Source organism: Gammaproteobacteria bacterium, assembly GCA_041395445.1.
Lineage (GTDB): Bacteria > Pseudomonadota > Gammaproteobacteria > Xanthomonadales > Marinicellaceae > NORP309.
In genome coordinates this window covers 235,011-261,225 of record JAWLAO010000001.1, presented here as the reverse complement: position 1 = coordinate 261,225, position 26,215 = coordinate 235,011, and the positions used below count along the sequence as shown (strand labels likewise).

General features: G+C 37.2%; 19 protein-coding genes. 14 read left to right on the top strand and 5 right to left on the bottom strand.

Going from position 1 to position 26,215, the window contains the following annotated elements; genetic code table 11:
- Window positions 1-13 precede the first annotated feature (13 nt).
- The 3 genes from R3F25_01185 (at window position 14) to R3F25_01175 (ending at window position 3,730) form a co-directional block, all read left to right on the top strand.
- Window positions 14-1,696, top strand: coding sequence for a hypothetical protein (locus tag R3F25_01185; protein MEZ5495439.1), 1,683 nt, complete (start codon window positions 14-16; stop codon window positions 1,694-1,696).
- Window positions 1,697-1,909: 213 nt separating this feature from the next.
- Window positions 1,910-3,268, top strand: a complete 1,359-nt coding sequence (locus R3F25_01180) for an aminotransferase class V-fold PLP-dependent enzyme (GenBank protein ID MEZ5495438.1) — start codon at window positions 1,910-1,912, stop codon at window positions 3,266-3,268.
- Window positions 3,269-3,298: 30 nt separating this feature from the next.
- The gene (locus R3F25_01175) at window positions 3,299-3,730 is read left to right on the top strand and encodes an MBL fold metallo-hydrolase (protein ID MEZ5495437.1); all 432 of its coding nucleotides are present in this window, start codon (window positions 3,299-3,301) and stop codon (window positions 3,728-3,730) included.
- 71 nt (window positions 3,731-3,801) lie between these two features.
- On the opposite strand, the gene R3F25_01170 is transcribed toward R3F25_01175, so the two are convergent.
- A complete protein-coding gene (locus tag R3F25_01170) occupies window positions 3,802-4,830 on the bottom strand; it encodes a beta-eliminating lyase-related protein (GenBank protein ID MEZ5495436.1) in 1,029 nt (342 codons plus the stop codon).
- A gap of 48 nt (window positions 4,831-4,878) precedes the next feature.
- Complete coding sequence (locus tag R3F25_01165) at window positions 4,879-7,428, bottom strand: hypothetical protein (GenBank protein ID MEZ5495435.1); 2,550 nt, start codon at window positions 7,426-7,428, stop codon at window positions 4,879-4,881.
- A 360-nt stretch (window positions 7,429-7,788) separates the two neighbouring features.
- On the opposite strand from R3F25_01165, the gene rplM reads away from it, so the two are divergent.
- From rplM to R3F25_01150, 3 genes are all read left to right on the top strand, one after another.
- Window positions 7,789-8,226 (top strand): 50S ribosomal protein L13, encoded by a 438-nt coding sequence (rplM, locus tag R3F25_01160; GenBank protein ID MEZ5495434.1) that lies wholly within the window; start codon window positions 7,789-7,791, stop codon window positions 8,224-8,226.
- A gap of 1 nt (window position 8,227) precedes the next feature.
- The gene (gene rpsI / locus R3F25_01155) at window positions 8,228-8,620 is read left to right on the top strand and encodes a 30S ribosomal protein S9 (GenBank protein ID MEZ5495433.1); all 393 of its coding nucleotides are present in this window, start codon (window positions 8,228-8,230) and stop codon (window positions 8,618-8,620) included.
- 416 nt (window positions 8,621-9,036) lie between these two features.
- Window positions 9,037-10,068 (top strand): hypothetical protein, encoded by a 1,032-nt coding sequence (locus tag R3F25_01150; GenBank protein ID MEZ5495432.1) that lies wholly within the window; start codon window positions 9,037-9,039, stop codon window positions 10,066-10,068.
- 294 nt (window positions 10,069-10,362) lie between these two features.
- Here the strand turns inward: R3F25_01150 and R3F25_01145 are convergent, their stop codons facing one another.
- A complete protein-coding gene (locus R3F25_01145; protein ID MEZ5495431.1) occupies window positions 10,363-11,514 on the bottom strand; it encodes an IS481 family transposase in 1,152 nt (383 codons plus the stop codon).
- Window positions 11,515-11,807: 293 nt separating this feature from the next.
- On the opposite strand from R3F25_01145, the gene aat reads away from it, so the two are divergent.
- On the top strand, window positions 11,808-12,482 hold the full coding sequence (gene aat / locus R3F25_01140) for a leucyl/phenylalanyl-tRNA--protein transferase (GenBank protein MEZ5495430.1): 675 nt from the start codon (window positions 11,808-11,810) through the stop codon (window positions 12,480-12,482).
- A gap of 77 nt (window positions 12,483-12,559) precedes the next feature.
- Entirely contained in the window at window positions 12,560-12,778 is a 219-nt protein-coding gene (infA, locus tag R3F25_01135; protein MEZ5495429.1) for a translation initiation factor IF-1, read from the top strand.
- Window positions 12,779-12,851: 73 nt separating this feature from the next.
- Here the strand turns inward: infA and clpA are convergent, their stop codons facing one another.
- Both clpA and clpS read right to left on the bottom strand, forming a co-directional pair.
- The gene (gene clpA / locus R3F25_01130; GenBank protein ID MEZ5495428.1) at window positions 12,852-15,131 is read right to left on the bottom strand and encodes an ATP-dependent Clp protease ATP-binding subunit ClpA; all 2,280 of its coding nucleotides are present in this window, start codon (window positions 15,129-15,131) and stop codon (window positions 12,852-12,854) included.
- A gap of 1 nt (window position 15,132) precedes the next feature.
- Complete coding sequence (gene clpS / locus R3F25_01125) at window positions 15,133-15,453, bottom strand: ATP-dependent Clp protease adapter ClpS (GenBank protein MEZ5495427.1); 321 nt, start codon at window positions 15,451-15,453, stop codon at window positions 15,133-15,135.
- A gap of 195 nt (window positions 15,454-15,648) precedes the next feature.
- Between clpS and R3F25_01120 the strand changes: the two genes are divergently transcribed.
- The 6 genes from R3F25_01120 (at window position 15,649) to R3F25_01095 (ending at window position 26,215) form a co-directional block, all read left to right on the top strand.
- Entirely contained in the window at window positions 15,649-18,732 is a 3,084-nt protein-coding gene (locus R3F25_01120; protein MEZ5495426.1) for a serine/threonine-protein kinase, read from the top strand.
- Window positions 18,733-18,801: 69 nt separating this feature from the next.
- A complete protein-coding gene (locus R3F25_01115) occupies window positions 18,802-19,179 on the top strand; it encodes a hypothetical protein (GenBank protein ID MEZ5495425.1) in 378 nt (125 codons plus the stop codon).
- Window positions 19,180-19,286: 107 nt separating this feature from the next.
- Window positions 19,287-20,741, top strand: a complete 1,455-nt coding sequence (locus tag R3F25_01110; protein MEZ5495424.1) for an efflux RND transporter periplasmic adaptor subunit — start codon at window positions 19,287-19,289, stop codon at window positions 20,739-20,741.
- An 18-nt stretch (window positions 20,742-20,759) separates the two neighbouring features.
- Complete coding sequence (locus tag R3F25_01105; GenBank protein ID MEZ5495423.1) at window positions 20,760-23,891, top strand: CusA/CzcA family heavy metal efflux RND transporter; 3,132 nt, start codon at window positions 20,760-20,762, stop codon at window positions 23,889-23,891.
- Between the two features lie 84 nt (window positions 23,892-23,975).
- The gene (locus tag R3F25_01100) at window positions 23,976-25,391 is read left to right on the top strand and encodes a M12 family metallo-peptidase (GenBank protein ID MEZ5495422.1); all 1,416 of its coding nucleotides are present in this window, start codon (window positions 23,976-23,978) and stop codon (window positions 25,389-25,391) included.
- Window positions 25,392-25,408: 17 nt separating this feature from the next.
- The gene (locus R3F25_01095) at window positions 25,409-26,215 is read left to right on the top strand and encodes a zinc-dependent peptidase (GenBank protein ID MEZ5495421.1); all 807 of its coding nucleotides are present in this window, start codon (window positions 25,409-25,411) and stop codon (window positions 26,213-26,215) included.

The following is a 26,215-nucleotide window of genomic DNA, read 5'->3' as shown; positions in this document are numbered from 1 at the left end:
AAAAGAGGTTTTTATGAAAAGGTTATTAGTCTCACTCATGTTCTTCACATCTTGTATTAATGCGACTGTACTAACAGTTGGAGATGTTTCAGATGCCAATTGCCAGTTTAATGAAATTCAAGATGCAGTTAACTCGGCAAATTCCGGGATGGAAATCAGAGTTACCAATCAAAAAGTTTTCTCCTCGATAATTATTGATGACAAGGATGTTTTTTCACTTCATGGAGGGTTTAGCAATTGCCTGGATGCAGCGAATAATCAACGAGTAGAAGGATATTCTCCCAGTCAAATTGATGCTAATGGGAGTGCAATCGGTTTGAACATTGATTATAACACTATGGTGTTTAATACAATCGTTATCTCGGGATTTGATATTTATGGAGGTTCTCCAACAGGAGTGAGCATCAGAAGTTCGGGTGTGACCAGTTCTTTGGTTATTCTCATGGAAGAAACTCAGATTCATGATAATGCTGACACCGGGCTGGAAATTACAGGAGAGTTCACTCGTGTCGATTTTCAAGGGAAAATTTATAATCAATTCAACGAAGATGTTGAAAGCATTTGGGGTGGTGGAATCAATTGTTATGGAGCCATTTTTACCATTAGAGAGGGTTCTGCAATCTACAATAATACAGCCAGTATAGGCGGTGGCTTATTTTCAGATAACTGTTCAGTTTCGGTTTTTGCCTCAGGCGATATGAACCCTTTGGACTCTCTGGAATATGGTTTCTTCAATAATCATGCCTATGCTTATGGTGGAGGAATGCGTTTTGACAATAGTATGGTCTATTTAACAGGGTCTGATACTATTCCTGTTTCCGTCAGTCAGAATACAACTGATAACACCGGAGGTGGAATTTATATATCAGATAATAACGTTGTAGAAATTGTCAATGCCCGAATTGATGGTAACACCGCACAAAATCGTGGTGGTGGACTTTACATGCTCAAATCAAGCGGAAGTCCGAATGAATTAAGAGTCTCTCAAGCCGTCGATGGGTGTAATTATGCGGAAATTTGTTCATCAATTAGTTACAACTCCGTAACTAATAATAGTTCAACAGGATATGGTGGAGGAGCATTGAATGCTTATGGTTCGAATGATATTAGTATTAGCCAGACTTTATTGAAAGGGAATAAAGCGTATTATGGAGCGGTTTACTATGGTCGCCAGAATAATAATTTAACAATGGAAGGAAATTTAATCTCTCATAGCCAAAAAGATGATACAACCGATCCGGCATTATCAATTTTCTATAGTAATACCTCACTGGTAACAAATATCAATTATTCCACATTGGTGGCAAATAATGTTCTGCGAATTTATAACAATGCCGATAGTAGTAATTTGACATTCAACATGAGTAAGTCGATTATTGATGATGACAATGATGCAGAAATTTTTATTCCACCGAATCAATCCGGTGCAAATATAAATTGCTCAATTGTTCATAATGATTCGGCATCGGCGTTGTATGACGCAGATACGGTGATTGGTTCTGCAAATTTGATAACTTCTGCGAATTACAAGCTATCCTTAGGATCGATAGCTATTGACCCGATTTGTGCTGAGAATCCTGTTCCGCAATTTGAGGATATCAGAGGTTATGACCGTATGACTGATGGAGTCGCTGACATTGGAGCTTATGAGTTCATCGAAAGCGATGATGTGATTTTCAGGAATGGTTATGAATAAAACCTAAAATCCCACGAAATTTTCTGAAATAGAAAAACCTCTCCCCCGAAGTTGCAATCTGTTTCGGAAATACCAAAGGTCGAATGAAAGTTCGACCTTTTTTATTGTCTTTAGAAATATTAATAAGAATGATTCTTAATTGTTACTGGTGTTATAATCATTCTCCATTTTAGGAAAAACAAATTAATTGCATAATCAGACAGAGAGCGACCAATGAGTGATTTATTAAATAAGGCAAAAGAATATGCAGAAGCCTATTTAAACAAAATGAACAACGAAAAAATTCAGGTTGGTGATGAAGCCAGACAGAATTTATCGAATTTGGATTTTGACTTGCAGAGTGAATCTGTTGATGAAATTGAAGTAATCGAGCGCATGAACAAGTATATTGAGCCGGCAACTATGAAGATGACTTCATCAAAGTTTTTCGGGTTTGTGATAGGCGGTTCCTATCCTGTCAGTGTTGCCTCAAACTGGATGTCAACTGCATGGGATCAAAATACCGGATTAGAACTCACAACTCCGGCAACAGCTGCGGTGGAATCTGTTTCATCAAAATGGTTGTTGAAAATTCTTGGACTGCCGAAAGATTCAGCAACCGCATTTGTGACCGGTGCAACAGTTGCCAATTTCACTGCGTTGGCAGCGGCGAGAAATCATGTATTCAAAACAGCAGATTGGGATGTGGAAGCTGATGGACTTATTGGAGCTCCTGATTTGCAAATCATTATTTCAGAAGAATCTCATCCGACTGTTTATAAATCGCTGGCCATGTTAGGTTTGGGCCGCAATCGGGTGACTAAAGTGAAAACTGATAATCAGGGTCGAATAGATATTAGCAGTTTTCCTGAAGTCAAAGAAAACTCGATTGTTATCACTCAAGCCGGAAATATCAACTCAGGAGCTTGTGATCCGATTGCTGAAATCTGTGATTTGGTCAAAAATAAAAACTCATGGGTGCATGTTGACGGTGCTTTCGGGCTTTGGGCAAAAGCCAGTTCTAAATATAAGTATCTTTTGGAAGGAGTCGAAAAAGCAGATTCCTGGGCAACAGATGCTCACAAATGGCTTAATGTTCCTTATGATTCGGGTTTAGCTTTTGTCAAACATAAACATGCGTTAAAAGCAGCAATGGCGATTACTGCATCTTATTTACCTACAAAAAATGCGGGGCGCAATCCTTCGGATTACACACCTGAATTATCAAGAAGAGCACGCGGCGTTGATATTTACGCAGTTTTGCATCATTTGGGAACATCCGGTGTTGAAGAATTAGTCAATCGTTGTTGTGCCTGTGCCAAACAATTTGCTGAAGGTTTTGTTGCTGCAGGTTATAAAGTCATGAATGATGTGGTTCTGAATCAGGTTGTGGTTGATTTTGGTTCCGAAGAATTAAATTTGAAGATTCTGGATGCTGTACAAAAAGAGGGCACATGCTGGGTTGGCCAAACGATTTGGAAAGGTATAACAGCGATGCGTATCAGTGTCAGCAACTGGCAGACAAATTCACAGGATGTTGACGAGAGTTTAAATGTAATTTTGAGGATAGCCGAAGAAATAAAAGGTAAATAATAGCAATTTTGAAACTATAGAATCTGTACCATGAAAAATATTATCGCAATTGTATTTTTGGTGATTTCAGCATTTGTTGATGCTCATGAAAGCCAAGCTCAGGCAACTTATCTTGGAAACGAAGGGGTAATGATTTCCAATGCAGAGACAAAAATTATATTTGATCCGTTTTTTCATAACAATTATGAAATTTATCAACTGGTTCCTGATGCAATTCTCAATGCATTATTTGAAAATTATGAACCGTATAATGATATTGATGCAATATTCATCAGCCACGCGCATGGAGATCATTTCGCGGCAGATTTGGTGATAAAATATTTACAGAAATTTCCTCAAACAAAACTGGTTGCTCCGGCTCAGGCAATTGATCAATTAAAAGATCTTTCAGAGTTTAGTTCAGTGCAAAATCAGGTTATTTCAATTGATATTGAATATAAGGATTCACCAAGAGCTTATTGATTCACAGAAAGATTATTTATCTAAACCGAGTGAAATTCGTATTGTGCATTCTCATCATTGATTTGACTCATTTAGAGAGATTTCGTCAGCAAAGAAAAAAACGAGACAATTTCCTCATTATCGATTAACTGGTGATTGGCTCCAACCTGTACTTCTGTGAATTTCAAAGAAGAATCTCCTGAGTAATCGGAAAATGGACGACAAATTTTCATGTCAAACTCGGATTCCAGTTGAGTTAATTTGGCATTCAATTCTTTCAGGTTATCAGTGTGAATCCGCAATTGGAAACTATTGCATTGAGGAATGTCGACAATGAGTCCGTCAATTTTTTGCAGTTTATCGGCTAAAGTTTGAGCTCGATGAACCCATGATGGAATTTGAGGAAGATTGTTATCCAGACCATTAAGAGATGTGATAAGTGATGGAAAAGTTGTCCATAGATGCGAACCCAATCTGGCTCTCCAAGGTTTGCATTTCTCGATAAAATCATTTGTTCCTGCGAGAACAGCTCCTGAAATAGCTCCGATGCCTTTGTAAAGTGAAACATAAACCGAATCAAATAAAGAGCTGATTTCGGCAAAAGACTTCTGGTAATAAGGAGCTGATTCCCAAAGTCTTGCTCCGTCCATGTGAAGATGGATGTTGTTGGCATCACACCATGCCCGAATTTTCAGAAGTTCATTCCAATCAGAAAGTTTAAAACCGGCCCGCCGTAGTGGAAGTTCGAGAATAAATATTGCCGGGATTTCATTGATACTTTTCAAATCATCAAAAATTATGGATTGATTTGATTTTCCAATAGAAATGCTTTTTAAATTTAAAAGTATTTGATAAGCATCTTCTTCATCCAGAATTATGTGAGATTGAGGGTGTAAAGCGATGAGATTGTTATTTCGAGCATCACATGAAACTTTCATCGCAGCCAATTGTGCTGTGACTCCTTTATTGAAAAACAAACTTGATGGTTTTCCAAGTAATTCGGAAACACGAGCTTCTAACATTTCAACTAACGGGCCTTGATTATAGCTATCAGTTTCATAGTCCAAATACTTTGATTCATTCACCTCATTCAGCCACTGCTGATGAGTTTTTTTGTACATTCCAAGGTGTCGCATCACATTAATTAAATCATTGTTGTTATTAAAGTTTTATTCAAAACCATTTTCAAAAATCAAATCCGATAACTCTGTATCCGGCAGTGGCCAAACGTAAGCGCCTCGTGTCCTTGTAAATGCAGCCAGAGTTGTAAATCCTCGGTCAATGGTTAAATCCCAAATCATCACTGAAGGAATCCCTGAGGTGAATCGAAACCAATCAGGAGTCATGTCATTAATATTTTGTGTGTAATAAAGTCCCCAGTCAGTTCCGGCAAAAACCATATCAGGGTAGAGGGGGTTAATCATTACACTGTTTACAGGAATGTTTGGTAAATTTCCTGATTTATCAGCCCATTGAAAATTTTGGCAGTTGGCATCACAGCTAATTTGATAAAGATGCCCCGGAGTTGTTGGGGTATTTTGGTCAAATCCTCCAACAGCAGCATAACCCGTCATTTGATAAGAAACCACGTCGAGTATCGGTCTGTTCGGAAGAGTAGAGTTTGAGTCTGTGACATCAACCCAATTGGCCGTATTCGCACCTTGCCCCATATTGAAACCATAGTAAACATTACCGTCATTTGTTCCAACAATGGCAACCGTGCCATCATCCATATCGTAATGCATTTGATTGATGATTGAACGGTCATTGAGAACACCTTTTGTTAAATCCGGGCTATTTACATACCAACCTGAATTACTCAAACCACCGTTATTTGTCTCCCAAATTCTGTAAGTCCCCGCCATTAGCTGATCGCAAGTTGACGCAGGGCAATCATGTTTGTTCATGTGAAAAGGAAAAATAAATGGAACACGGCTGTCCCCCGACCAAGGGCTCACAAAATTATTATATGACCCTAAAGGACCGGTAGTGCTGATTCTAATATTTCCGTATTGCGACTCAACATATATTCTTTGAGATTGTATAGGCTCTATTGTGGCATAGATTCCATCGCCACCATTAACTCGTGTCCAGGCTTGTGCTTGTAATGGATTGGGTGCTTCCCAGACAGAGACTGAAGAGCCATTATCCTGAGCACCACCAACAGCTATTTTAGTCGTTGCAGTGGCAAAATCAGCGGAGATATCTCCCGAATAGAATTCTATGGCATTAATACTATCATTCAGTTGTGTATAGCTGATATTTCTAGGGTTAGCTTCATCGGCATTTCCTGTGTAGTAAACACCGCCGTCAGAACCTAGCAATAGTTTAGTCGGATCGTTAGCCACAAAAGTTCTTGCATGATGATCCACATGTACAAAATCACCTAATGAGCCGGAAGAATAACCACAAGTACTGTTCACAAATGTATCTCCGCCATTTGAAGATTTGAATAAGTCAACAGCTGAAAGAAACACAATATCAGAATCATTCGGAGAAACAGCCATACCCATGTCATACCAGGCTTGTGTTCCTCCGTCATCACAGCCGCCAATATCAGAAGTGGTTGCTGTTTGTGTCCATTGGGTGCCTCCGTCGGTGGTTTTCCAAACGCCCAGAACCTCTCTGGTGCTGACATTTGCTATCTGAGCATATAACACATCGTTATCTGATGGAGCCATTGTGATATCAATTCTTCCTAAAGAATTGGTTGGATAAGGAGTTCCAAAACCTGTTCCTGTAGGCCAACCATTACCCGAATGTGTAACCAGATTCCAAGTTGGACAACCGGATGCCGGAAATGATGTTTTATAGATTCCATTAGCGCCATTCAGTCCTAAGTCCGGTTGTACAGTCGTCGGGTGTCCACGAGTACCAACGGCTGCATAAATATCTCCTGTAGCAGAAACCTCAATTCCGGTAATATCCTGACGTTGATCAGTAAACGTATTGGTTAAGCAAGGCCCTGTCCAGTTTAAACCATCGTCATAGGAAAAAAACAATCCCGTTTTTGTTCCAACTACGATTTGAGTGGAGTCTAATGGATTGCTTCGGACTTTACCAATGGCCTGGTATTGTGGAAACTCTCCGGGAGTTTGATTGCGATAAGGAGAAAATTCGCTTTCACCTAGAATTTCCCAGGTGATTCCGCCATTTTTCGATCTTAATAAGCCTGCGCTTCCGAAAGAGTATGATCCATATCTTAAATCTCCGGTTCCGGCATAAATAATATCGGGATTATTGGGATCAAGATACAAATCTCCGATAGCTCCGCCGACAACCGCAGAATTATCAGTGACATTGGTCCATGTTGTATTCACATCACAACAATTACCGGTTTTCCAGACTCCGCCACCGTCGACTCCCAGATAGGCAATTTGTGAATCAGTTGGATGAGAAACAATCACATTCACTCGACCTGCAAATGAACTTCCACCAAAGGTATTCAAAGGTTTAGGGCCTAAAGCAGTAAAATTAAATGTGGAAAAATCTGAAATTGCTGAACGACTTGAGTGAGTCATACTTGGAATTTTTGCAAGCACTTTTTCATGTTGCTTTCTACCTTCAACAAACCATGAAGGATCGATTTGCATAGTTGGATAACCATATCTGACAGCCCAATAATCGCCTTGTGAAGGTTTTGAATCAACTCTAACTTTTTCTTGTGAACATGAACTTAAAATCAATATAAAGCCAGTGAGCGTAATTGTAAGTTTCATTATAATCCCCTGATTAAAATTATTATTTTGTTTTGGTGCTGATACTTTAACTGAACAAATCAAAAACATAAATATCTACTTCATTTTGACTGGAATAAATTCCTTTAAGTAAAGCTCATGACTTGTTTGTATAATTCAAACAGTATTAAATGCCAACTGTTTACGCTAATTGTTGATAAATCATTGCATTATTGCGTGCAGTCAAGTAATATGCCCGCTCTTGAATTTGGCGCGAAGATTCGATATCACTGAATTTTCAAACTTACTTCATTAAAACTAGTAATATAAACAAGTGTGCAAATCAAAGTTCCAGGTAAGGGATTTAGTTTGTTCACGATGAATGCTAAGGAGCATATTATAATGAAAACTTTTAGTGCAAAAGCCGATGAAGTCAAGCGTGAATGGTTTGTCATTGATGCCGAAAACGTAGTTTTAGGTAGAATGGCAGCTGAAATCGCTAGACGTTTACGCGGCAAACACAAACCTGTTTACACACCTCATGTTGATACCGGTGATTACATTGTTGTTATCAATGCCGAGAAATTAGCTGTAACTGGTACAAAAATGAAAAACAAAGTTTATCACAAGCACACCGGATACATCGGTAACTTGAAATCCATAACTTTGGAAAAACAATTACAAAAACATCCTGAGTTGGTTATTGAAACGGCTGTAAAAGGCATGTTGCCAAAAAATTCATTGGGAAGAACAATGTACCGTAAACTGAAAGTTTATGCCGGTCCGAATCATCCGCATGAAGCACAACAACCAAAACCATTAGTAATAGGAGCGAAGTAACATGGCTAATCAACAATATTATGGTACCGGAAGACGTAAATCTTCAATAGCTCGTGTATTTTTGACTCCGGGTTCAGGAAATATCACGATTAATGACAAACCAATCGACGACTATTTTGGTAGAGGAACTTCTATCATGGTTGTGAAACAACCTCTAGAGAAGCTCGAAGTAGCTAATCAATGGGATGTGAAATGTACAGTTGTCGGTGGCGGAAACACAGGGCAAGCCGGCGCGATTCGTTTGGGAATCTCAAGAGCATTGCTTGAAAGTGATGAGTTATTCAGAAAGCCTCTAAGAGACGCAGGCTTCCTGACTCGTGATGCCAGAAAAGTGGAAAGAAAGAAAGTGGGTCTTCGCAAAGCGAGACGTGCTGTTCAGTTCTCGAAACGTTAAAAAAATCGTTTATATGGGCTGATAAAGACTTTTCTTCACGCTTTAAAAATAATAATTTGCACTTGCAAACTCATATTTTTAAAACGCAAATTGAAGCCTTTCTAAACCCATATAATTCAATTTTTGGAATTGATAAGAAAGCAGACATTTTTGTCTGCTTTTTTTGTGCTAAAAATCTTTGTCAGTTCTAAATCAATGTAATACTGAGCGAAATGGACGAAGTCGAAAGTACCTCCTGATTTTACCTTTTGGTAGTTTGACTTTAGTTAACCCACTTGCTAAAAAAGAACAAACTTCTATAATATCTTCACAATTCAACAAGTAATAGGTCAAAAAAAGGATTATAAAAAAATGACGAAATATGGTTATGAGTTCATAGTGTATTATAATAATTACTATACCATCTGGAGAGAATTGTGACTACTTCTATAAAGTCAAAAATACCATTCTTATTTCTAATTTGCATTTCGTTATGGTGGGGGTTCTATTACCAATCTAACAGTAAGATTAATGAATTTGGCAGCGCAAATTTTGAATGGTTGTTTCTTTTAGATGCATTGATAGCACTACCGATTGTATGTTTTTTGTGTGTAAATGATAAAAAATCAGCCTTGTTAAAATCTGTTGTTTTGATGAGTTTGGCTGTTCTTATCGGGAGTTACATCATTCCCGAACAAAGTAAACTGATTTGGCATTATCTTGAAAGCGGGCGCTATTTTGTCTTAGCGGTTATACTATTGTTTGAACTTTTAGCAATTTTAACAGTGTATCTTTCGATTAAAGCATCTATTAGTAAGAGTGAAGATCCGGATTTATCCATTGAAAAGCCAATTAAACAATATTTAGGTAAAAGTCCTGTTGCAGCATTACTTAGTTTCGAAACTCGAATGTGGACTTATTTCATTTATTTTAAGAGAGTGAAACCTGAAAATTTTATTGGCGAGCAGCACTTTACATATCATAATAAAGATGGAGCACAAAGTAATTTACTTGGCTTTGTATATTTGATATCGTTTGAGATGCCAATTATGCATTTGTTTTTGCATTTTATCTGGTCACCATTTTTTGCAAATATCGTAACTTTACTAACTGTTTTTAGCTTAATATTCTTTATTGCAGAGTATCATTCTGTTGCAAGAAGACCTATTTCTTTATTAGGAAATAATTTATTTATTCGATACGGACTTTATCAGCCATTGATTATACCTTTAAGCAATATTTCAGAAATTCATAAGAATATAGGGTATGTTAAGCGTTTTAAATTTGTGAAACGCTACAACTACTCGGGCTTTCCAAATGTTGAAATAGATCTGATTGAACCTATGGGGAAAGTAAAGAGCGTATTCATCGGAGTTGATAACGCCGAAAAATTTATTTCGGCTGTTTTAGCTAAGGCATCACAACATAACAAAGCAAACAGCTCAATGCTACAGAGTACGGTGTTATAAAAATCAGCAAAAATATAGTAATAATTAACTAATTTACCAATCAATTCTCTTAACTCACACCGGAATATTTTTGAAAATTTGAAAATACGAGGTATTTATGTTTATGCGTATCGTCCTTATACTCACCCTCATCCCTGAGGGCTTGCGTGAAAAAATTTTCCTGAAACTTTTTTGAACGATGTGAGTTCAAATACCTCGCCAAATTTTTGAAATATAGAGGGAAGCCAACGGCTGAGAGTTCGGGGTGCTGTACAAGTCAAGTACATAGGTAACAAAAATGTCCACTAACATAGGTTACACTTTTACAGTCCAATAATTAACACAATTTGGTTTATTATTTCGTATATCAAATTGTCCAATTCTATGAATACTATAGTAAATATCGAACACTCCGTCATCAACTTCGTCCATGCCAACATACTGATCTTTTAGGTTGTGAGTGATGTAAACTTGTCCATTGCCCCAATAAATAACTCCAGTATTTCTGACCCTTCTAACATCAAAATAACTCGGGTACTCAATTTTGGGTAGCTTATCAGGATAAATTAATGGTGATTTTTGATAAACTTCTGAGGGAAGTTTTTGACCCAATGATTCATGAGGTCTTTGGTAATTGAACTCTTCACGAAACAAGTCAAAGCGTTGTTGCTGTGATTTAAATGATTGGCAGGGAGGTCTTGTGGCAAACTTTTTTAATGTCCTGTGCATGCGTTCGTGTTTACCATTTTGTTGTGGCTTACCGGGCATGATTCTTTCAGGAATAATGCCAAGTCGTATCCACCAGACAGACAATGATGAAAACCCCGAAATTGATTTTGTAGCGAATGGAACTCCGTTGTCTGAGCGTATTCGTTTTGGTAAACCATATTCTTTGAAGACCTTTTGGAAGCTTTTTATGGTCAACGCCCCTTTTACGCTGCTTTGGCAGCGACAATCTATCAGGAAACGACTGTATTCATCCATGATTGTTAACGGATAGCACCATCTTCCGTTCTTAAGTTTAAATTGACCTTTGAAGTCAACTGTCCATAAGTCATTGGGTTGCTGAGCTTTTTTTAAAGCTTTGTTATATTTGGGAACTCTGTTTGACTTTCTGCTTTTTTTGACTAATCCTTCTTGTTTAAGAATATTATTTATTGTTGATATGGCAGGAGGAGTTATATCTGGATACATGGTTTTCAATCTAGCCTGAATCTTTTTTGCTCCCAATGTAATCATTCGCTGGCTACGAAGTTCCAATATGGATTGCCTGATTTTATAAGGAACTTTATGTGGATGATTATGCGGAGCCCTGCTTTTTTCTTCCAATCCTTCAATACCATTTTCATGGTAGTTATTGACAAGTTTATAACCTGTCTTGCGGCTGATACCATATCGTTCGCACAGATTGCTGAAGTTGTCGATTCCTCGTTTATAATCACAGATGAAATATAGTTTTTGGTCCATAGGATTTATCTCTAACCAAGGCATAGGCTTTCCCCACGAAAAAGATAAATAGTATAAATCTGTTACCTATGTACTTGGACTTTTGTGTTACCTATGATTATGAACCATACAGTGCACTTTCTTTTGGTTCGTTTTCTTTATGCAAGTAAAGAAAATGAACATAATTTCTCTTTCCAAACCATAGCATAAAAAATCTCTATACAATAAAATACTTTCTCGCACTTAACTGAATAAAACATCATAGCAAATGAGCAACAGCATTTTTATCTCAACTTTATCAAATACAAGCTGATATGAAGTTTTACTTACCAAATATGGATTTGCGTGGTGATTTCCCAGCAGTTGAGGAAGCTTTATCTGAACCCAATGGTTTGTTGGCATTTGGTGGGAAACTGGACTCGAAAACTTTAGTCAAAGCCTATTCGCATGGGATTTTTCCTTGGTTTTCGCAAAATGAACCGATATTGTGGTGGGCTCCCAATCCGCGAATGGTTCTTTTCCCGGATAAATTTCATATTTCCAGAAGTTTCAAACGAGCGATTCGACAAACAAATTATCAGGTTCACTTCAACAGAGATTTTAAGATAGTGATTGATCATTGTTCCAAAACCCGCAAAGATGGACTTGGGACGTGGATTACCAATGAAATGAAAGAAGCCTATTTACAGCTTCATAAGGAAGGAGTTGTTCATTGTCTGGAAGTTGATATTGATGGACAATTAGCCGGTGGAATTTACGGTGTGCGTTTGGAAAATATATTTTTCGGTGAATCCATGTTTAGTCTACAAACCAATGGTTCTAAGTTTGCTTTATACGAACTCTGTAAATATTTATTGAAGAACAACATAAAAATTCTGGATTGTCAGGTTTATAGTGAACATCTGGATAGCATGGGAGCCGAATTAATTTCAATGCGTGAGTTTAAGCGGTTTTTACCTCAAGTCAGTGCTAATTCTTTTGATAATTGAGCATAACCTCTCTTCATTAATGTATTATTCATTTATTTCTGTTAAAATTCGCTCCGTTTTTATTTCTGAGGAATTTTATGGCAAAAGAAGATGTAATTGAATTTGAAGGCGTAGTTACAGAAACCCTTCCAAACACGATGTTTCGCGTAGAACTTGAAAATGGTCATATCGTGACAGCGCACATTTCAGGTCGTATGCGTAAAAATTATATTCGTATTTTGACCGGTGATACAGTGACTGTTGAGTTAACTCCTTATGATTTAATGAAGGGTCGTATTACATTTCGTAAGAAATAATCACTTTCCTCCACAGACAAATCCGTCTGTCTGTTTTATTATTTGTTATCAGTTATTTTCGGTGCTGAGAAGTTTATTCTTCTTTGGATTTTTCCGTTGCGGTTTTGTTAGGTAACAATTGAGTGTTACTTTTAATGGAGAAACCCAGTTGATTATTGATAACATCAACCAAGACCATTCCACCCTTGCTGAGTTTGCCGAACAGAATTTCATCAATAACTGGTTTCTTGATGTAATTTTCAACCGCACGGTGCATCGGTCTGGCGCCCATCGCTTTATCGTATCCTTTGGCAACCAGCCATTTTTTAGCTTGTTCGGATAACTTGAAATGAATGTCTTTGTCAGACATTTGTGCTTCCAGTTCGATAATGATTTTATCAACAATTTTCAGAACATGTTCTTCGGTTAGTTTCTTAAACTGAATAGTGGCATCTAAACGGTTACGAAATTCCGGTGAAAACAGGCGTTTGATAGCAGCCGTGCTATCTGTCGAGTGATCTTGTTCAGTGAAACCCATAGATTCTCTGGATTGTTCAGCAGCACCGGCATTGGTTGTCATAATCAACAATACATTGCGAAAATCAGTTTCCCGTCCATTGGAATCCGTTAAAGTGCCTCTGTCCATTACTTGCAATAACACGTTAAAAATATCAGGGTGAGCTTTTTCAATTTCATCCAGCAAAACAATGGAGTATGGGTTTTGATGAACTTTGTCAGTTAATAAGCCACCATCTTCATGCCCAACATAGCCGGGAGGTGAACCAATCAAACGGGAAACACTGTGCGCTTCCATATATTCGGACATATCAAATCGAAGAAGTTTTAAACTCAAAACATGTGATAACTGTTTTACAACTTCAGTTTTACCGACACCTGTTGGTCCAGCAAACAAAAGGTTAGAAATTGGTTTGTCCATTTTTGACATGCCTGCTCGTGACATTTTGATGGCTGTTGTCAGTGTTTCAATGGCTTCATCTTGTCCAAAAATTACCATTTTCAGATTGCGGTCTAATGACTGAAGTCTTTGAACGTCATCACCGCTTAAGTCATTAAGCGGAATTTTTGCCATCGAGGCAACCACTCTGCGTATATCCGATTTATCAATTGTGGTGTTTTGCAAATTATTGATGCGTTGCCATGAACCGGCTTCATCAATGGCATCGATGGCTTTGTCAGGTAAAAATTTATCAGACAAATGCCGGGAAGTGAGTTTGACTGCTTCTTCGATAGCGGAAGTTTCATATTTTACGCCGTGAAAATCCTCAAAACGTGATTTTAACCCGGTGAGTATTTCAATCGTTTCTTTAACGCTGGGCTCGCGAATATCGACTTTTTGGAATCTGCGCGATAAGGCTCTGTCTTTATCGAAAACAGTTCTGGCTTCTTGCGCCGTTGTCGCACCAATACAACGCAATTCTCCGGCACTTAAAGCCGGTTTGAGCAAATTGGAAGCATCCATCGTGCCGCCGGAAACTGAGCCTGCTCCGATAATCGTGTGAATTTCATCAATGAACAATATGGAATGAGGAATGCTTTTGACATGTTGAATGACTTTTTTCATACGTTTTTCAAAGTCACCACGATACTTGGTTCCTGCTAGCAAATTGCCTAAATCAAGAGAAAACACAACTGCATCCTGCATCAGTTCCGGAATTTCTTTATCGACAATGCGTTTCGCCAAACCGGCGGCTATTGCAGTTTTACCAACACCGGGTTCACCAACCAATAATGGATTGTTTTTGCTTCTGCGTAGCAGAATCTGAATGGTTCTTTCCAATTCTTTGTGACGACCAATCAGCGGATCAATCTGGCCGGCAAGTGCTTTTTCATTCAAATTGACCAAATATTGTTCAATTTGTTCTTTTTCCTTTTCTGAGTTGCCATCTCTGTCAAAATCTTCATCACCATCTTGTTCATCAATCGACATTAAATCCGAATGAGAAACAAAACTAACAACATCAAAGCGGTCGATACCTTGTTTTGCCAACAGAAAGACTACATAGCTTTCGTTGTCATCAAAAAAAGAAATTAATACTCGATCACCGGTAACCACAGAAACTTCAGAACTCTGTGCGGTATAAATGGCTCTTTGCATCACTCGTTGGAAGCCAGCTGTTGGAATTGGCTTTTCTTCAGAGTTTTCAGGGAGGACAGTTACAAAATTATCAATATGTTGCTGCAGCTCGGTTTTCAGCAACTCCATATCGCAGTCAATATTTGTCAGAACGGTTTGTACATGCTGATTTTCCAATAAGCCCAGCATCAAATGCTCAGTAGTAATGAACTCATGGCGTTCTTTTAACGCTTTTTGGAAAACATGACTGATGCAACTATCGAGCTCCTTATCTAACATTTTAAACCTCCTCAATAACGCATAAAAGCGGATGCTTATGCTGTTTGGAGTATTGATTAACCTGAATCATTTTTGTTTCGGCAATTTCATGAGTAAATACACCGCAAACACCTTTGCCACGCGTATGAACATTCATCATCACTTGCGTGGCTTGTTCTTCACCCATGCGAAAAAACCTGATGAGCACATCGACAACAAAATCCATCGGTGTGTAATCATCATTTATTATCAGAACCTTATACATGGAAGGCTCTTTGAGTTGTTCTTCATTTTCCGGAAAAACCAGTGATTGGCTGTCCCAGGATAAATCTTTTTTTGACATCGGTTTAACTAAATTACAATATACGCTTAATTTGGTGTTTACTTGTAGTTTTGTCAAGTCTGTTACTAAATTTTTTCAATCGACTTTTCAAATCTATCCTTGTCATTTTTGCCAATCTCATGAATTCATTGTAACTCATTCTTTTACTCTGTAAAATTAAACACCTTATAATCATGATTATCTCTATTCGAAGAAATGAAAAACGATGAACTGCAAAATTTAGTCAAACAAGCACTTATGCTTGATACGGCTCATCGCACGCAATTTCTTGATAACATTACCGATAAAGACATCAAAAACAAATTGGAGTTCATCCTCGCCGATGAAACGCGCATCACCGATTTTGTTTTAAATACCTCAGCAGGGAGTGAAGTTTTACATGCCCCTGAAAATATGGAGTTCTCAGTTGGTGACAAAATAAGGCAATTTACTATCATTAAAATGTTAGCAAAAGGAGGCATGGGATGTGTCTATCTTGCCTATGACGAGAAGCTTAATCGCAATGTGGCTTTAAAAACCATGAGAAACGAGTTTTTAAAGAGCAAGTCAACTCAACTGCGCTTTCAACAAGAGGCTCAAATTTTATCAAAAATCAATCATCCTTCTATCTGCCAAATATTTGATATCATTGATGAAGAACAGAGTGATATTCTTGTTTTAGAGTTGATTGAGGGGGAAACGCTGAATCAAATTGTTGATAAATCCGAAAACCAACTGGATATATTTATACAGATTGCGTCTGCTTTGCAGGCAGCACACTCGCAAGGAATTATTCACAGAGATTTAAAACCGGATAACATCATGTTAACCAGAGATGGTTTAGTTAAAGTTTTAGATTTTGGTATTGCAAAGTCGGAAATAATAACAACACCTGAAATGATCAACAAAACGAGTACTGATTCTGAAAATGTTCTTCAGACTCAGGCTGGTTCAATGATGGGTACATTAATTTATATGAGTCCGGAGCAGGCATCCGGTAAAAAGGTAACAACTGCCAGTGATATTTATTCATTCGGTATTATAATGCAAGAGCTTCTTACCGGTTTGAATACCTATGTTCTCGATGATACAGAGAATCTTAAAAGACAAATCATTGATGCCAGAAAAATAAATACAATCAATATCCCCAAATCTTATCAGAGTTTGATTGCTGAAATGACATCAATTAAACCCGAAGAGCGTCCTGATGCTGAAGAAGTGAGTCGAAAACTCAAAAAAATCAAACACAAGCAATCTTCTAAAAAGACAAAAATTATCGTTTCAACTGCAACATTTGTAATTATTGCCTTAGTTGCTTTTTTGATTTGGAAGCAGGTTGAAAATCAAAAGATTACGAAAAAAAATGATTTCATTGCTGAAATTCAAAATGAAACTGATGAATTGAAAGTCGGATTAAGAAATATTTATGCCTTACCTTTACATGACTCCAGTAAAAATAAGGAAAAAATAAAAATCCAAAAGTTACATCTCCAAGAGAAAATAATTGATTCAAATGCTTTAAATAATGCTGAAAAAGATATGTATCTTGGAATGCTACTTATTGCCACTGATAATCATGCTGATGGATTGGCATATTTGCAAAAAGCTTGGGATGCCGGCTTAAATAGCGAAGATTTGGCTTATAGTCTGGCTCATACAAACAGTCTTGTCTATTACGATGAATTGAATGATTTTCTTAGCAAGAATGGCTATGTAATCAGACGTGATAATAAAAAAATTCAGGAGTTGGAGAAGCAATATCTACAGCCTGCTGTTACTTACTATCAGCTTGCTTCTCAAACACACCAAGAGACACCAAACATCACTAAAGCCCTCATTTTATGGTCAGAAAACAAAACCGAAGAAGCTATCCAAATTTTGGATAAAATCATTACTGAAAAAGACTGGCTTTTTGAAGCCTATATGTTAAAAGCCTCATTTCTTTACACAATCGGCCAGACACATATATACGAGGGACGATATGATATAGCTAATGATTATCGAATTCAGTCACTTTCTGCATTCAAAGATGCTCAAATCAGAGGCAGAAGTTATGCACCGGCTTACACAGGATATTGTTCCATGCAGGTCATTTTGTTGCTTGATAAAGTACAAAGAACCGGTGGTGATGTTTCCGATAATTATAATGAAGCTAGTAAATCATGTAATGAAGCCTTGGTGGTTTCGGATTTAAAATCAACGATATACACAAGATTAGCAAAGTTAAACTATTATTATTTCGTCGATCAGATGAATAAAGGCATACGAAATGGTGACTTATTGCTAAAAGCATTGATGTTTAATCAAAAAGCGATAGATCTAGAACCGTCATTCATTAACTACAACAATCGTGCAGAGATATATAATTTTTCTGCAAAAGCAAAAATAAATTGGGGTGGCGATCCTGAATCCGAAATTGAAAACAGTATTAAAGCCAGTGAACAAACTCTTAAACTGAGTGATTATAACAATGTTTTCGTTTACAACACGTTGGTAACTTCTCTGGATATCAGAATGAGACATCAACTGAATATAGGAGTTGATACCACTGATAGTTTTAATTCTGCAGTTGAATATTATGATAAAGCCTTATCACTCGATGATACTAACGATTACTCAAAGTTATATTTGATGGTGAATAATAGTAATCTTTATAATAATCAAATACGCAATCAGATTTTGAGAAATCTCGATTTTCAAAGTTTATTTGAAACTGTTGTGGAGATATTATTTGAAATTCAAAAAATTAACGAAAACGAACCTATCAGTCGAGCTGTTTTAGCTGAGAGTTATTTGTTAATGGCACAAAACATCGAAGCTGAAGATAGTCTCAAATACATCAATCTCTCACTGAATAGTGTTAATAAAGCCAATGAATTGATGAAAGATATTGGCGACTTTGTTGCATTAGAGGGTTATATCCGTGGATACAAAGAGGTTATAAAAGAAAAGGTACTTAATGAATCACCAGATTTTACATTATCCATTGAAATGTTTGAACGTGGTGTTGAACTGGATCCATCTGCGATTGATATTTATAGTGATTATGCAGAAATATGTCTTTTAGCAGCACAAGCTTCTGGTAATAAAATTGATGCAAAAAAACTTTTGCTGAAAGGTCTTAAAATGGCTGATAAAGCTGTTGAAATAAACACTGACTATTCCTATGGGTATCTTCAAAAAACAAAAATTATCGACTTTGCATTAAGAAAAAAAGTAGATATACCTTTTACTCAAAAAGACGCAGATGAAGCCTTTGAAAAAGCAAAATCAATCAATCCTTTGTTGAAAAGAAATTAGAACCTAAACCAAAGATGATTGAACTTTGTTGAAGAAATGCTATCATAGGAGCACACTTAGGAAATTATTTTGAAAGTTCGAATTCACAACATTATCACATTCTTGGTTCTGATGGCATTTGTATCACAGTCGTTAGCAGGGTTGTTATATGCGTGTGGTTCGGACTGTAAACAGCATTCCTCAAACCAAAATTCGCACACAAAAAGCTCAGCACATGCCAATCATCATGGCATGAAAATGATGGTTGAAATGGAGCCAACTGAAAAGGTTGATTGTTGTAAAACCAATTGCCAATGCGAAAAAGGAATTTGTTTATCAAAAGTTTTTGTCAATCTCGGTGAAATTTCCTTTAGGTTAGATGCTTCAAATATTGAGTTGATTTCTCAGTCTTATTTCATCCAAAAATCACTTCCAACTTCAATTTATAAACCACCCATTTCTGCTTAATACAACCAAGTTGCGTCTTGAATTTGTGTGCAGACGCATTTCTAGTGTTTTTAATTTAAGTTATTCCGTCATCATATTTTGCGGATTCATTATTTCGGGAGAAAGAAGTGAAGAAAGTTTTAGCAGGTTTTATTATTGGTGCAATCGTTACAGCGACTGCAATGTATTTTTTATCAAACTCCAAAACAATTTTAACTGGGGACAGTCAGGAGCCAAAGGATGAAAAGAAACCATTATACTGGGTCGCTCCGATGGACCCGAATTATCGCCGAGATAAACCCGGAAAGTCGCCAATGGGAATGGATTTGGTGCCATTTTATGGTGATAACGAACAAACAGAAGAAGAAAATCCTGGAACTGTAAAAATTTCACCGGATGTGGAAAATAATCTCGGAGTCAAAACAGAAAAAGTCACCAAAAGGAGACTCAATCAATCATTTTCAGCTGTCGCCTATGTGAGATTTAATGAGAATGAACTGACGCATGTTCACTCAAAGATATCTGGTTGGGTTGAAAAATTATATGTCAAATCGACTGGTGAAAACATTGCAAAAGGTCAGCCCCTTTATGAAATCTATGCTCCGGAGTTTGTCAATGCTCAGGAAGAATTGTTATTGGCAGTCAAACAAAACAATAAAAACTTTATTAACTCTACAATCAAAAAGCTGGAATCCATGCAGATTCCGCTACAAGTTATCAATCAAATTATCAAACAGAATAAAGTTCAAAGAACTGTTTTGTTCCAATCGCAACATGATGGAATTATAGAGAACTTGGAAATCAGAGAAGGATACTTCGTTAAACCTGAGATGACGATTCTTTCCATCGCAAATCTTGACCGAGTTTGGATTGAGGCTTCAGTATTACAAACAAATTTGCATAAGCTATCAGTAGGTATGGCTGCAGAAATCAAATTTGAATCTATGGAAGAAAGGTACACTTCAACAGTTGATTATATTTATCCACAAATTGATGAGAAAACAAGACTGGTGAGAGTGAGATTGTTATTGAATAATGAATCTCAATTACTTAAACCAAATATGTATGCCAAAGTGTATTTTGACTATTTAGATGATAAGGAAATGCTAACAATTAGCAATCAGTCAATTATCAGAACCGGGCAGTCCAACAGAGTTGTGCTGGCTTTTGGAAATGGGAAATATAAATCAGCCAATGTTGTTATTGGGGAATCTGATAGTGAGTTTACACAAATATTATCGGGTTTAAAAGATGGTGAAAGAGTCGTCACATCCGCTCAGTTTTTGTTGGATTCTGAATCTTCAAAAACATCAGATTTTATGAGAATGTACCACAAAATGCTGGATGAAAAAGATTTACCTGAAGCAACAGTCAAAGGTGTAATCAACTCTATAAACTCAGATACAAATATGATCAATATCACTCGTGAGGCCATACCAGAATGGAAACGTCCGGCAGCAACTTTAGACTTCAACGTGGATGATCGTGTTTCGTATGAAAGATTTCGAAAAGGTGATGAAGTTTTATTCACATTTCGAATCTACAAGGGTGAATTCATTATCACTCAAATGACGAAACTATAAAAACGGCAGGAGTTGATTATGATTGAAAAAATAATTCAATGGTCAGTTGAAAATCGTTTTCTGGTAATTATGCTAGCTCTCGTCTTGCTATTTTCAGGAGTGGTTGTTGTCAAAAATACTCCGGTCGATGCCATTCCGGATTTGTCAGACGTTCAGGTTATCATCAAAACAGATTTTAGCGGGCAATCTCCGAGAGTGGTCGAAGACCAGGTCACTTACCCAATCACAACGGCAATGTTGTCTGTTCCCGGAGCCAGCACTGTTCGTGGATATTCATTTTTTGGAACTTCCTATGTTTATGTGATCTTTGATGATTATACCGATATTTACTGGGCGAGAAGCCGGGTTTTAGAGTATTTAAGTCAAATATCTTCACAACTTCCAGAAAATGCTAAACCCGAACTTGGACCTGATGCGACTGGTGTGGGTTGGGTTTATATTTATTCGTTAATCGACAAAAGCGGTAAACATGATATTGCCGATTTAACCAGTTTGCAAAATTGGTTTTTAAAATTTGAACTGCAAAACGTCAAAGGTGTTTCTGAAGTTGCTACAGTCGGAGGAATGGTCAAACAATATCAAATCAAAATCGATCCTGATAAATTGATTGCTTACAATATACCGCTTCAGCATATTTCAATGTCAATTGAACAAAATAACAGCGAAATTGGAGCATCTGTAATCGAAATGTCTGAAGCTGAATACATGATTAGTGTTGGCGGATATCTGCGAAATTTGGAAGATATCAAAAAAATCAATATATCAACCTCAGAAAACGGAGAACCTGTATTTCTTGAAAATGTTGCAGAAGTGACTATTGGTCCGCAGATGCGAAGAGGAGTCTCAGAACTCAATGGCGAGGGAGAAGCCGTTGGTGGAATTATAGTTATGCGCTATGGGGAAAATGCACAAAAAACCATCAATCTCGTTAAAGAAAAATTAGAAACACTGAAAAAAGGTTTACCTGATGGTGTTGAGGTAATTACTGTTTATGACCGCAGCCAATTGATTAGTCATTCTGTCAATAATTTAAAAGAGAAATTGGTTGAAGAATTTATCATAGTAACCTTGATTTGTATCATTTTTTTATTTCATTTCAGATCGTCATTAGTTGCAGTTATTTCTTTACCAATTGGTATTCTGGTTTCTTTTATTGTGATGTATTTTCAAGGAATCAATGCCAATATCATGTCTTTGGGAGGGATTGCTATTGCTATCGGAGCGATGGTTGATGGTGCTGTGGTTTTGGTTGAAAACATGCACAAGCACATGGAAAAAGAAAATGTAACCAAACAAAATCGCTGGCAGATTGTGATTCGATCGGCTTCTGAAGTTGGTCCGGCATTATTTTTCAGTTTACTTATTATCACTGTCAGTTTTGTTCCGGTTTTTACTTTAGAAGCTCAGGAAGGCAAAATGTTTGCTCCACTTGCATTCACCAAAACCTATGCAATGGCAGCTTCGGCAATACTGGCAATCACTTTGGTTCCTGTGTTGATGGGATATTGTGTTCGTGGGAAAATTATTTCAGAGCATAAAAATCCGCTCAATCGTTTTTTTAATTTTCTATATGTCCCAACATTAAATGCTTTATTGAAATTCCCCAAAACAACTATTTTAGCTGTTTTGATATTATGTTTCGTCGGATTTTCGCAGGTGAAGAATATTGGTTCAGAGTTTATTCCGACACTTGATGAAGGCGACTTGATGTATATGCCTTCAACTTATCCGGGAATTTCAATTGGTAAAGCCAGAGAGTTGCTTCAGCAAACGGATAAATTGATAAAGACTATTCCTGAAGTGGAAAATGTGTTTGGTAAAGTTGGAAGAGCTAATACTGCAACTGATCCGGCACCTTTAACCATGATTGAAACATTTATTCAACTCAAACCAAAATCACAATGGCGGGAAGGTATGACTAAAGACGACTTGAAAAAAGAGTTGGATAGTATTGTTAAAATCCCCGGGGTGACTAATGCATGGGTTGAACCGATTAAAACACGGATCGATATGCTTTCAACAGGGCTTAAAACACCAGTGGGTGTCAAAATTTCGGGAAATGATATATTTGTAATTGAAAAAATTGGTAAGCAACTGGAAGAAATTCTGAACAATATTGAGGGAACAGATTCAGTCTATTCGGAAAGAACGGCGGGTGGCCGCTATCTGAAAGTTGACATCAATCGTGAAAAAATAGCTCGTTACGGAATGTCCGTAAAAGATATTCAACAAATGATTTCATCATCAGTTGGTGGAATGAATGTTTCACAAATTATCGAAGGTTTAGAACGTTATCCAATTAATATGCGTTATCCACAGGATTACCGTGACTCTCCTGAGAAACTAAGAAACTTAACCTTTGTCAACCAAATGGGGCAAGTTATCACACTCGGTGAAGTTGCTGATATTTACATCGAAGATGGTCCGGGAATGATTAAATCTGAAAATGCCCGGGTGAATGGCTGGATACTTATCAGTACTGAAGTTGCTGATTTACAAAAATACGTTGAAAATGCCAGAGAAATTGTTAATAAAGAACTGAACTTACCGGTTGGTTATTCAATTTCTTGGTCAGGACAGTACGAATACATGCAAAGAGCCAAAGAAAAACTGGGTTACATTGTACCGTTAACTTTTGCCATCATCATTTTATTGCTGTATATCAATTTCAGAAATATAACCGATGTGATATTGGTTCTGGCGACTATTCCAATGTCAATGGTTGGAGGGATATGGATTATGAGCTATCTGGGGTTTAATTTTTCAGTCGCAACTGTAGTAGGATTTATTGCACTTGCCGGTGTTTCGGTGGAAATCGGTGTTATTATGCTATCTTACTTAAAACAAGCGGTTGAAAAGTCCGCAGTATCAAAAACTACTGATGAGATTATTGAAGGAAACAATCTCAAAGATGCTATTATTTCAGGAGCATCCATGAGAGTCAGAGCTGTTTTGATGACATCATTATCAATTATTATTGGTCTGATGCCGGCATTATCCGCATCAGGTACAGGAGCAGAAATCATGAGCCGGATTGCCGCACCAATGGTCGGCGGAATGTTTTCAGTAATGATTTTAACGCTATTGATTGTTCCTGTGGTTTATTACTTAACTGTTAAAAATAAAGTTTTTGGTAAATATGTGAATTAACACCGATTTTTGAAACTTACTTAAATCTTTTCGTTGTGCTAGAATGGGAGAGTTCCAGTTTATTCTATCACCGGAGGAATAATTATGAATGTTGTCTTCAGAATTTTAATTTTTTCCATCATCTTTTCTAGTACAGATGCCTTTGCCCAACTTCCAGAAAAAAACGATAAAAATGTGCAGAGTACTTTTTATGCAAACACAACGGCTTCACAACCATCAACGGTGAAGCTAAGTTCTTCTGTTTGGAGAATTGGCAAAAGTGAAGTGAATGCTTTATTGAACCTGAAATCAAATCAATCTTTGGAAGTCTCAAACTTTCCATTTGAAGTTATTAATAATTCTGAAACTCAAGAAAAAGTTTCTAAGCCTTTGAAATTAAATAGATATAATGTTTTTGCTCCGAATAGTAAAATTTATCTGTTAAATAGTAAAGGTCAAAAAGAATTAGAAAAACCTGAAGTTATGGCATTTTCATCAGTTGAAGATGGAGTTGGTTTGTTGGTGAATCAATCAACCGGAGAACTTGGCGGATTTTACAACAATGGTGGCGTGAGTGTTGAAATAGAAGGTAACATTCACACAGGAATGACATTCAAATTGCCTTTAGAACCAAATCAAGATACCAATGTTGTGAAACAATGTGATATGAAAATGGAACAACAACCCGGAAATCCTCTTGAAGATTTAAATACAGCATTAAAATCAAAGGCAATTAGCTTTACCAAAGGGACAGTTAATTATGAGGCGGTCGTTGCTGTGGATACTGATAATGAATGGATGGCAGGAAAAGGCAATAATACAACCACAGCTATGAACTTTATTATTCAGCTATTTGTGAACATGAATGTCTTTTATGAAAGAGATTTTGCGACCCGATTATTGATTGGTACAACTTTTTTGAGAACGACGACAGACCCATATCCAACTGAATCCAGTATTTTTAACTATTTGAATGATTTTGGTGAATATTGGCGTGTTAATTATCCTAATATTGACAGAGAGTTCGCATTGATGCTGAGTAGCCAGAATATTGGTAGTTTATCTTTCTCAGGAGTTGCATGGTTGAATCAATATTGTAATAAAGGAGCGTTGCAGAATGGTGGCACAGAGACCTTTGGGAGTTATAGCATGAATCGTATAGGAACCAGTGCTTCAGTCGGCTTTGTTTCTCAGTTTGTCGCTCATGAATTAGGACATAATTTTGGATCACCACATACACATTGTTACACGCCTGAAGTTGATCAGTGTTACAACGGCGAAGGAGGTTGTTATGCAGGTGCAGTTAGTTGTCCGACTTTTTCAGGAAATAACCGTGGAACTATAATGAGCTATTGCCATTTTGGTGCCCCAAATGGTGCCGGTTGTGGAACCAGTAATGAGATTTTTCACCCAACAGTTATTGGTTTGATTAGTGGTCGAATCGCCAGTAATTTCCCTTCGTGCATTCAAAGTTTGGGTAGTGAAATTATTTTTGAAAATGGTTTTGACGGCGGCCCATAGTTAAACTCTGAAAACAAATGGACTCGACTGCAATTTATTATTGGCTGATAGTTATTGGGATTCCCTTAGCTGTTTATTTTTTCAGAAAATGGCTTAAGGAAAGCAAGCGAAGAAAACTTTATAGAAATGATTTTCCACAAGAATGGAAGCAGATTTTAACCAATCATTTCAAATTATATCAACACCTTCCGGATGACTTAAAAAAACAGTTACACGGTCATATCAATATTTTTTTGGATGAAAAGAACTTTGTTGGCTATCAGGGAATCGAAATCAATGACACGATTCGTATCACTATTGCTGCACAGGCTTGTTTATTATTGCTGAATCGAAAAACTAATTATTATCCGCATTTAACAAATATTCTGGTTTATCCGACCGTTTTTACCCACAAAAATCATGATGGCGAGCTTCATCGTGGAAGATTTGGTGAATCCTGGCACCGAGGTCCGATTGTGCTTTCCTGGCAACATTCCTCGCAGGGAGGAAAAAATAACACCGATGGAGAAAATGTGGTTATGCATGAATTTGCCCATCAATTGGATCAGGTAAATGGTCCAAGTGACGGCTTGCCAATATTACAACATAACAACATCAAGCAATGGAGTTCAGTCTTAGGTAAAGAATTCAAGACTCTGAAATTTAAAATTCAAAAGCGAGAACAAACATTACTGGATGAATATGGAGCGACCAATCCGGCTGAGTTCTTTGCAGTTATAACTGAACACTTTGTCGAGCAACCCCGACAAATGCTAAAGAAACATCCTGAGTTGTATGAAGAATTGAGGAAATATTACCAAATCAACCCGGTCGAATGGACTTGA

What these genes read in the sequence shown, in the direction of transcription:
- R3F25_01185 (MEZ5495439.1), top strand. Translation starts at nt 14, where the DNA reads ATGAAAAGGTTATTAGTCTCACTCATGTTCTTCACATCTTGTATTAAT.
- R3F25_01180 (MEZ5495438.1), top strand. Translation starts at nt 1,910, where the DNA reads ATGAGTGATTTATTAAATAAGGCAAAAGAATATGCAGAAGCCTATTTA.
- R3F25_01175 (MEZ5495437.1), top strand. Translation starts at nt 3,299, where the DNA reads ATGAAAAATATTATCGCAATTGTATTTTTGGTGATTTCAGCATTTGTT.
- R3F25_01170 (MEZ5495436.1), bottom strand. Translation starts at nt 4,830, where the DNA reads ATGTACAAAAAAACTCATCAGCAGTGGCTGAATGAGGTGAATGAATCA.
- R3F25_01165 (MEZ5495435.1), bottom strand. Translation starts at nt 7,428, where the DNA reads ATGAAACTTACAATTACGCTCACTGGCTTTATATTGATTTTAAGTTCA.
- rplM (MEZ5495434.1), top strand. Translation starts at nt 7,789, where the DNA reads ATGAAAACTTTTAGTGCAAAAGCCGATGAAGTCAAGCGTGAATGGTTT.
- rpsI (MEZ5495433.1), top strand. Translation starts at nt 8,228, where the DNA reads ATGGCTAATCAACAATATTATGGTACCGGAAGACGTAAATCTTCAATA.
- R3F25_01145 (MEZ5495431.1), bottom strand. Translation starts at nt 11,514, where the DNA reads ATGGACCAAAAACTATATTTCATCTGTGATTATAAACGAGGAATCGAC.
- aat (MEZ5495430.1), top strand. Translation starts at nt 11,808, where the DNA reads ATGAAGTTTTACTTACCAAATATGGATTTGCGTGGTGATTTCCCAGCA.
- infA (MEZ5495429.1), top strand. Translation starts at nt 12,560, where the DNA reads ATGGCAAAAGAAGATGTAATTGAATTTGAAGGCGTAGTTACAGAAACC.
- clpA (MEZ5495428.1), bottom strand. Translation starts at nt 15,131, where the DNA reads ATGTTAGATAAGGAGCTCGATAGTTGCATCAGTCATGTTTTCCAAAAA.
- clpS (MEZ5495427.1), bottom strand. Translation starts at nt 15,453, where the DNA reads ATGTCAAAAAAAGATTTATCCTGGGACAGCCAATCACTGGTTTTTCCG.
- R3F25_01120 (MEZ5495426.1), top strand. Translation starts at nt 15,649, where the DNA reads ATGAAAAACGATGAACTGCAAAATTTAGTCAAACAAGCACTTATGCTT.
- R3F25_01105 (MEZ5495423.1), top strand. Translation starts at nt 20,760, where the DNA reads ATGATTGAAAAAATAATTCAATGGTCAGTTGAAAATCGTTTTCTGGTA.
- R3F25_01100 (MEZ5495422.1), top strand. Translation starts at nt 23,976, where the DNA reads ATGAATGTTGTCTTCAGAATTTTAATTTTTTCCATCATCTTTTCTAGT.
- R3F25_01095 (MEZ5495421.1), top strand. Translation starts at nt 25,409, where the DNA reads ATGGACTCGACTGCAATTTATTATTGGCTGATAGTTATTGGGATTCCC.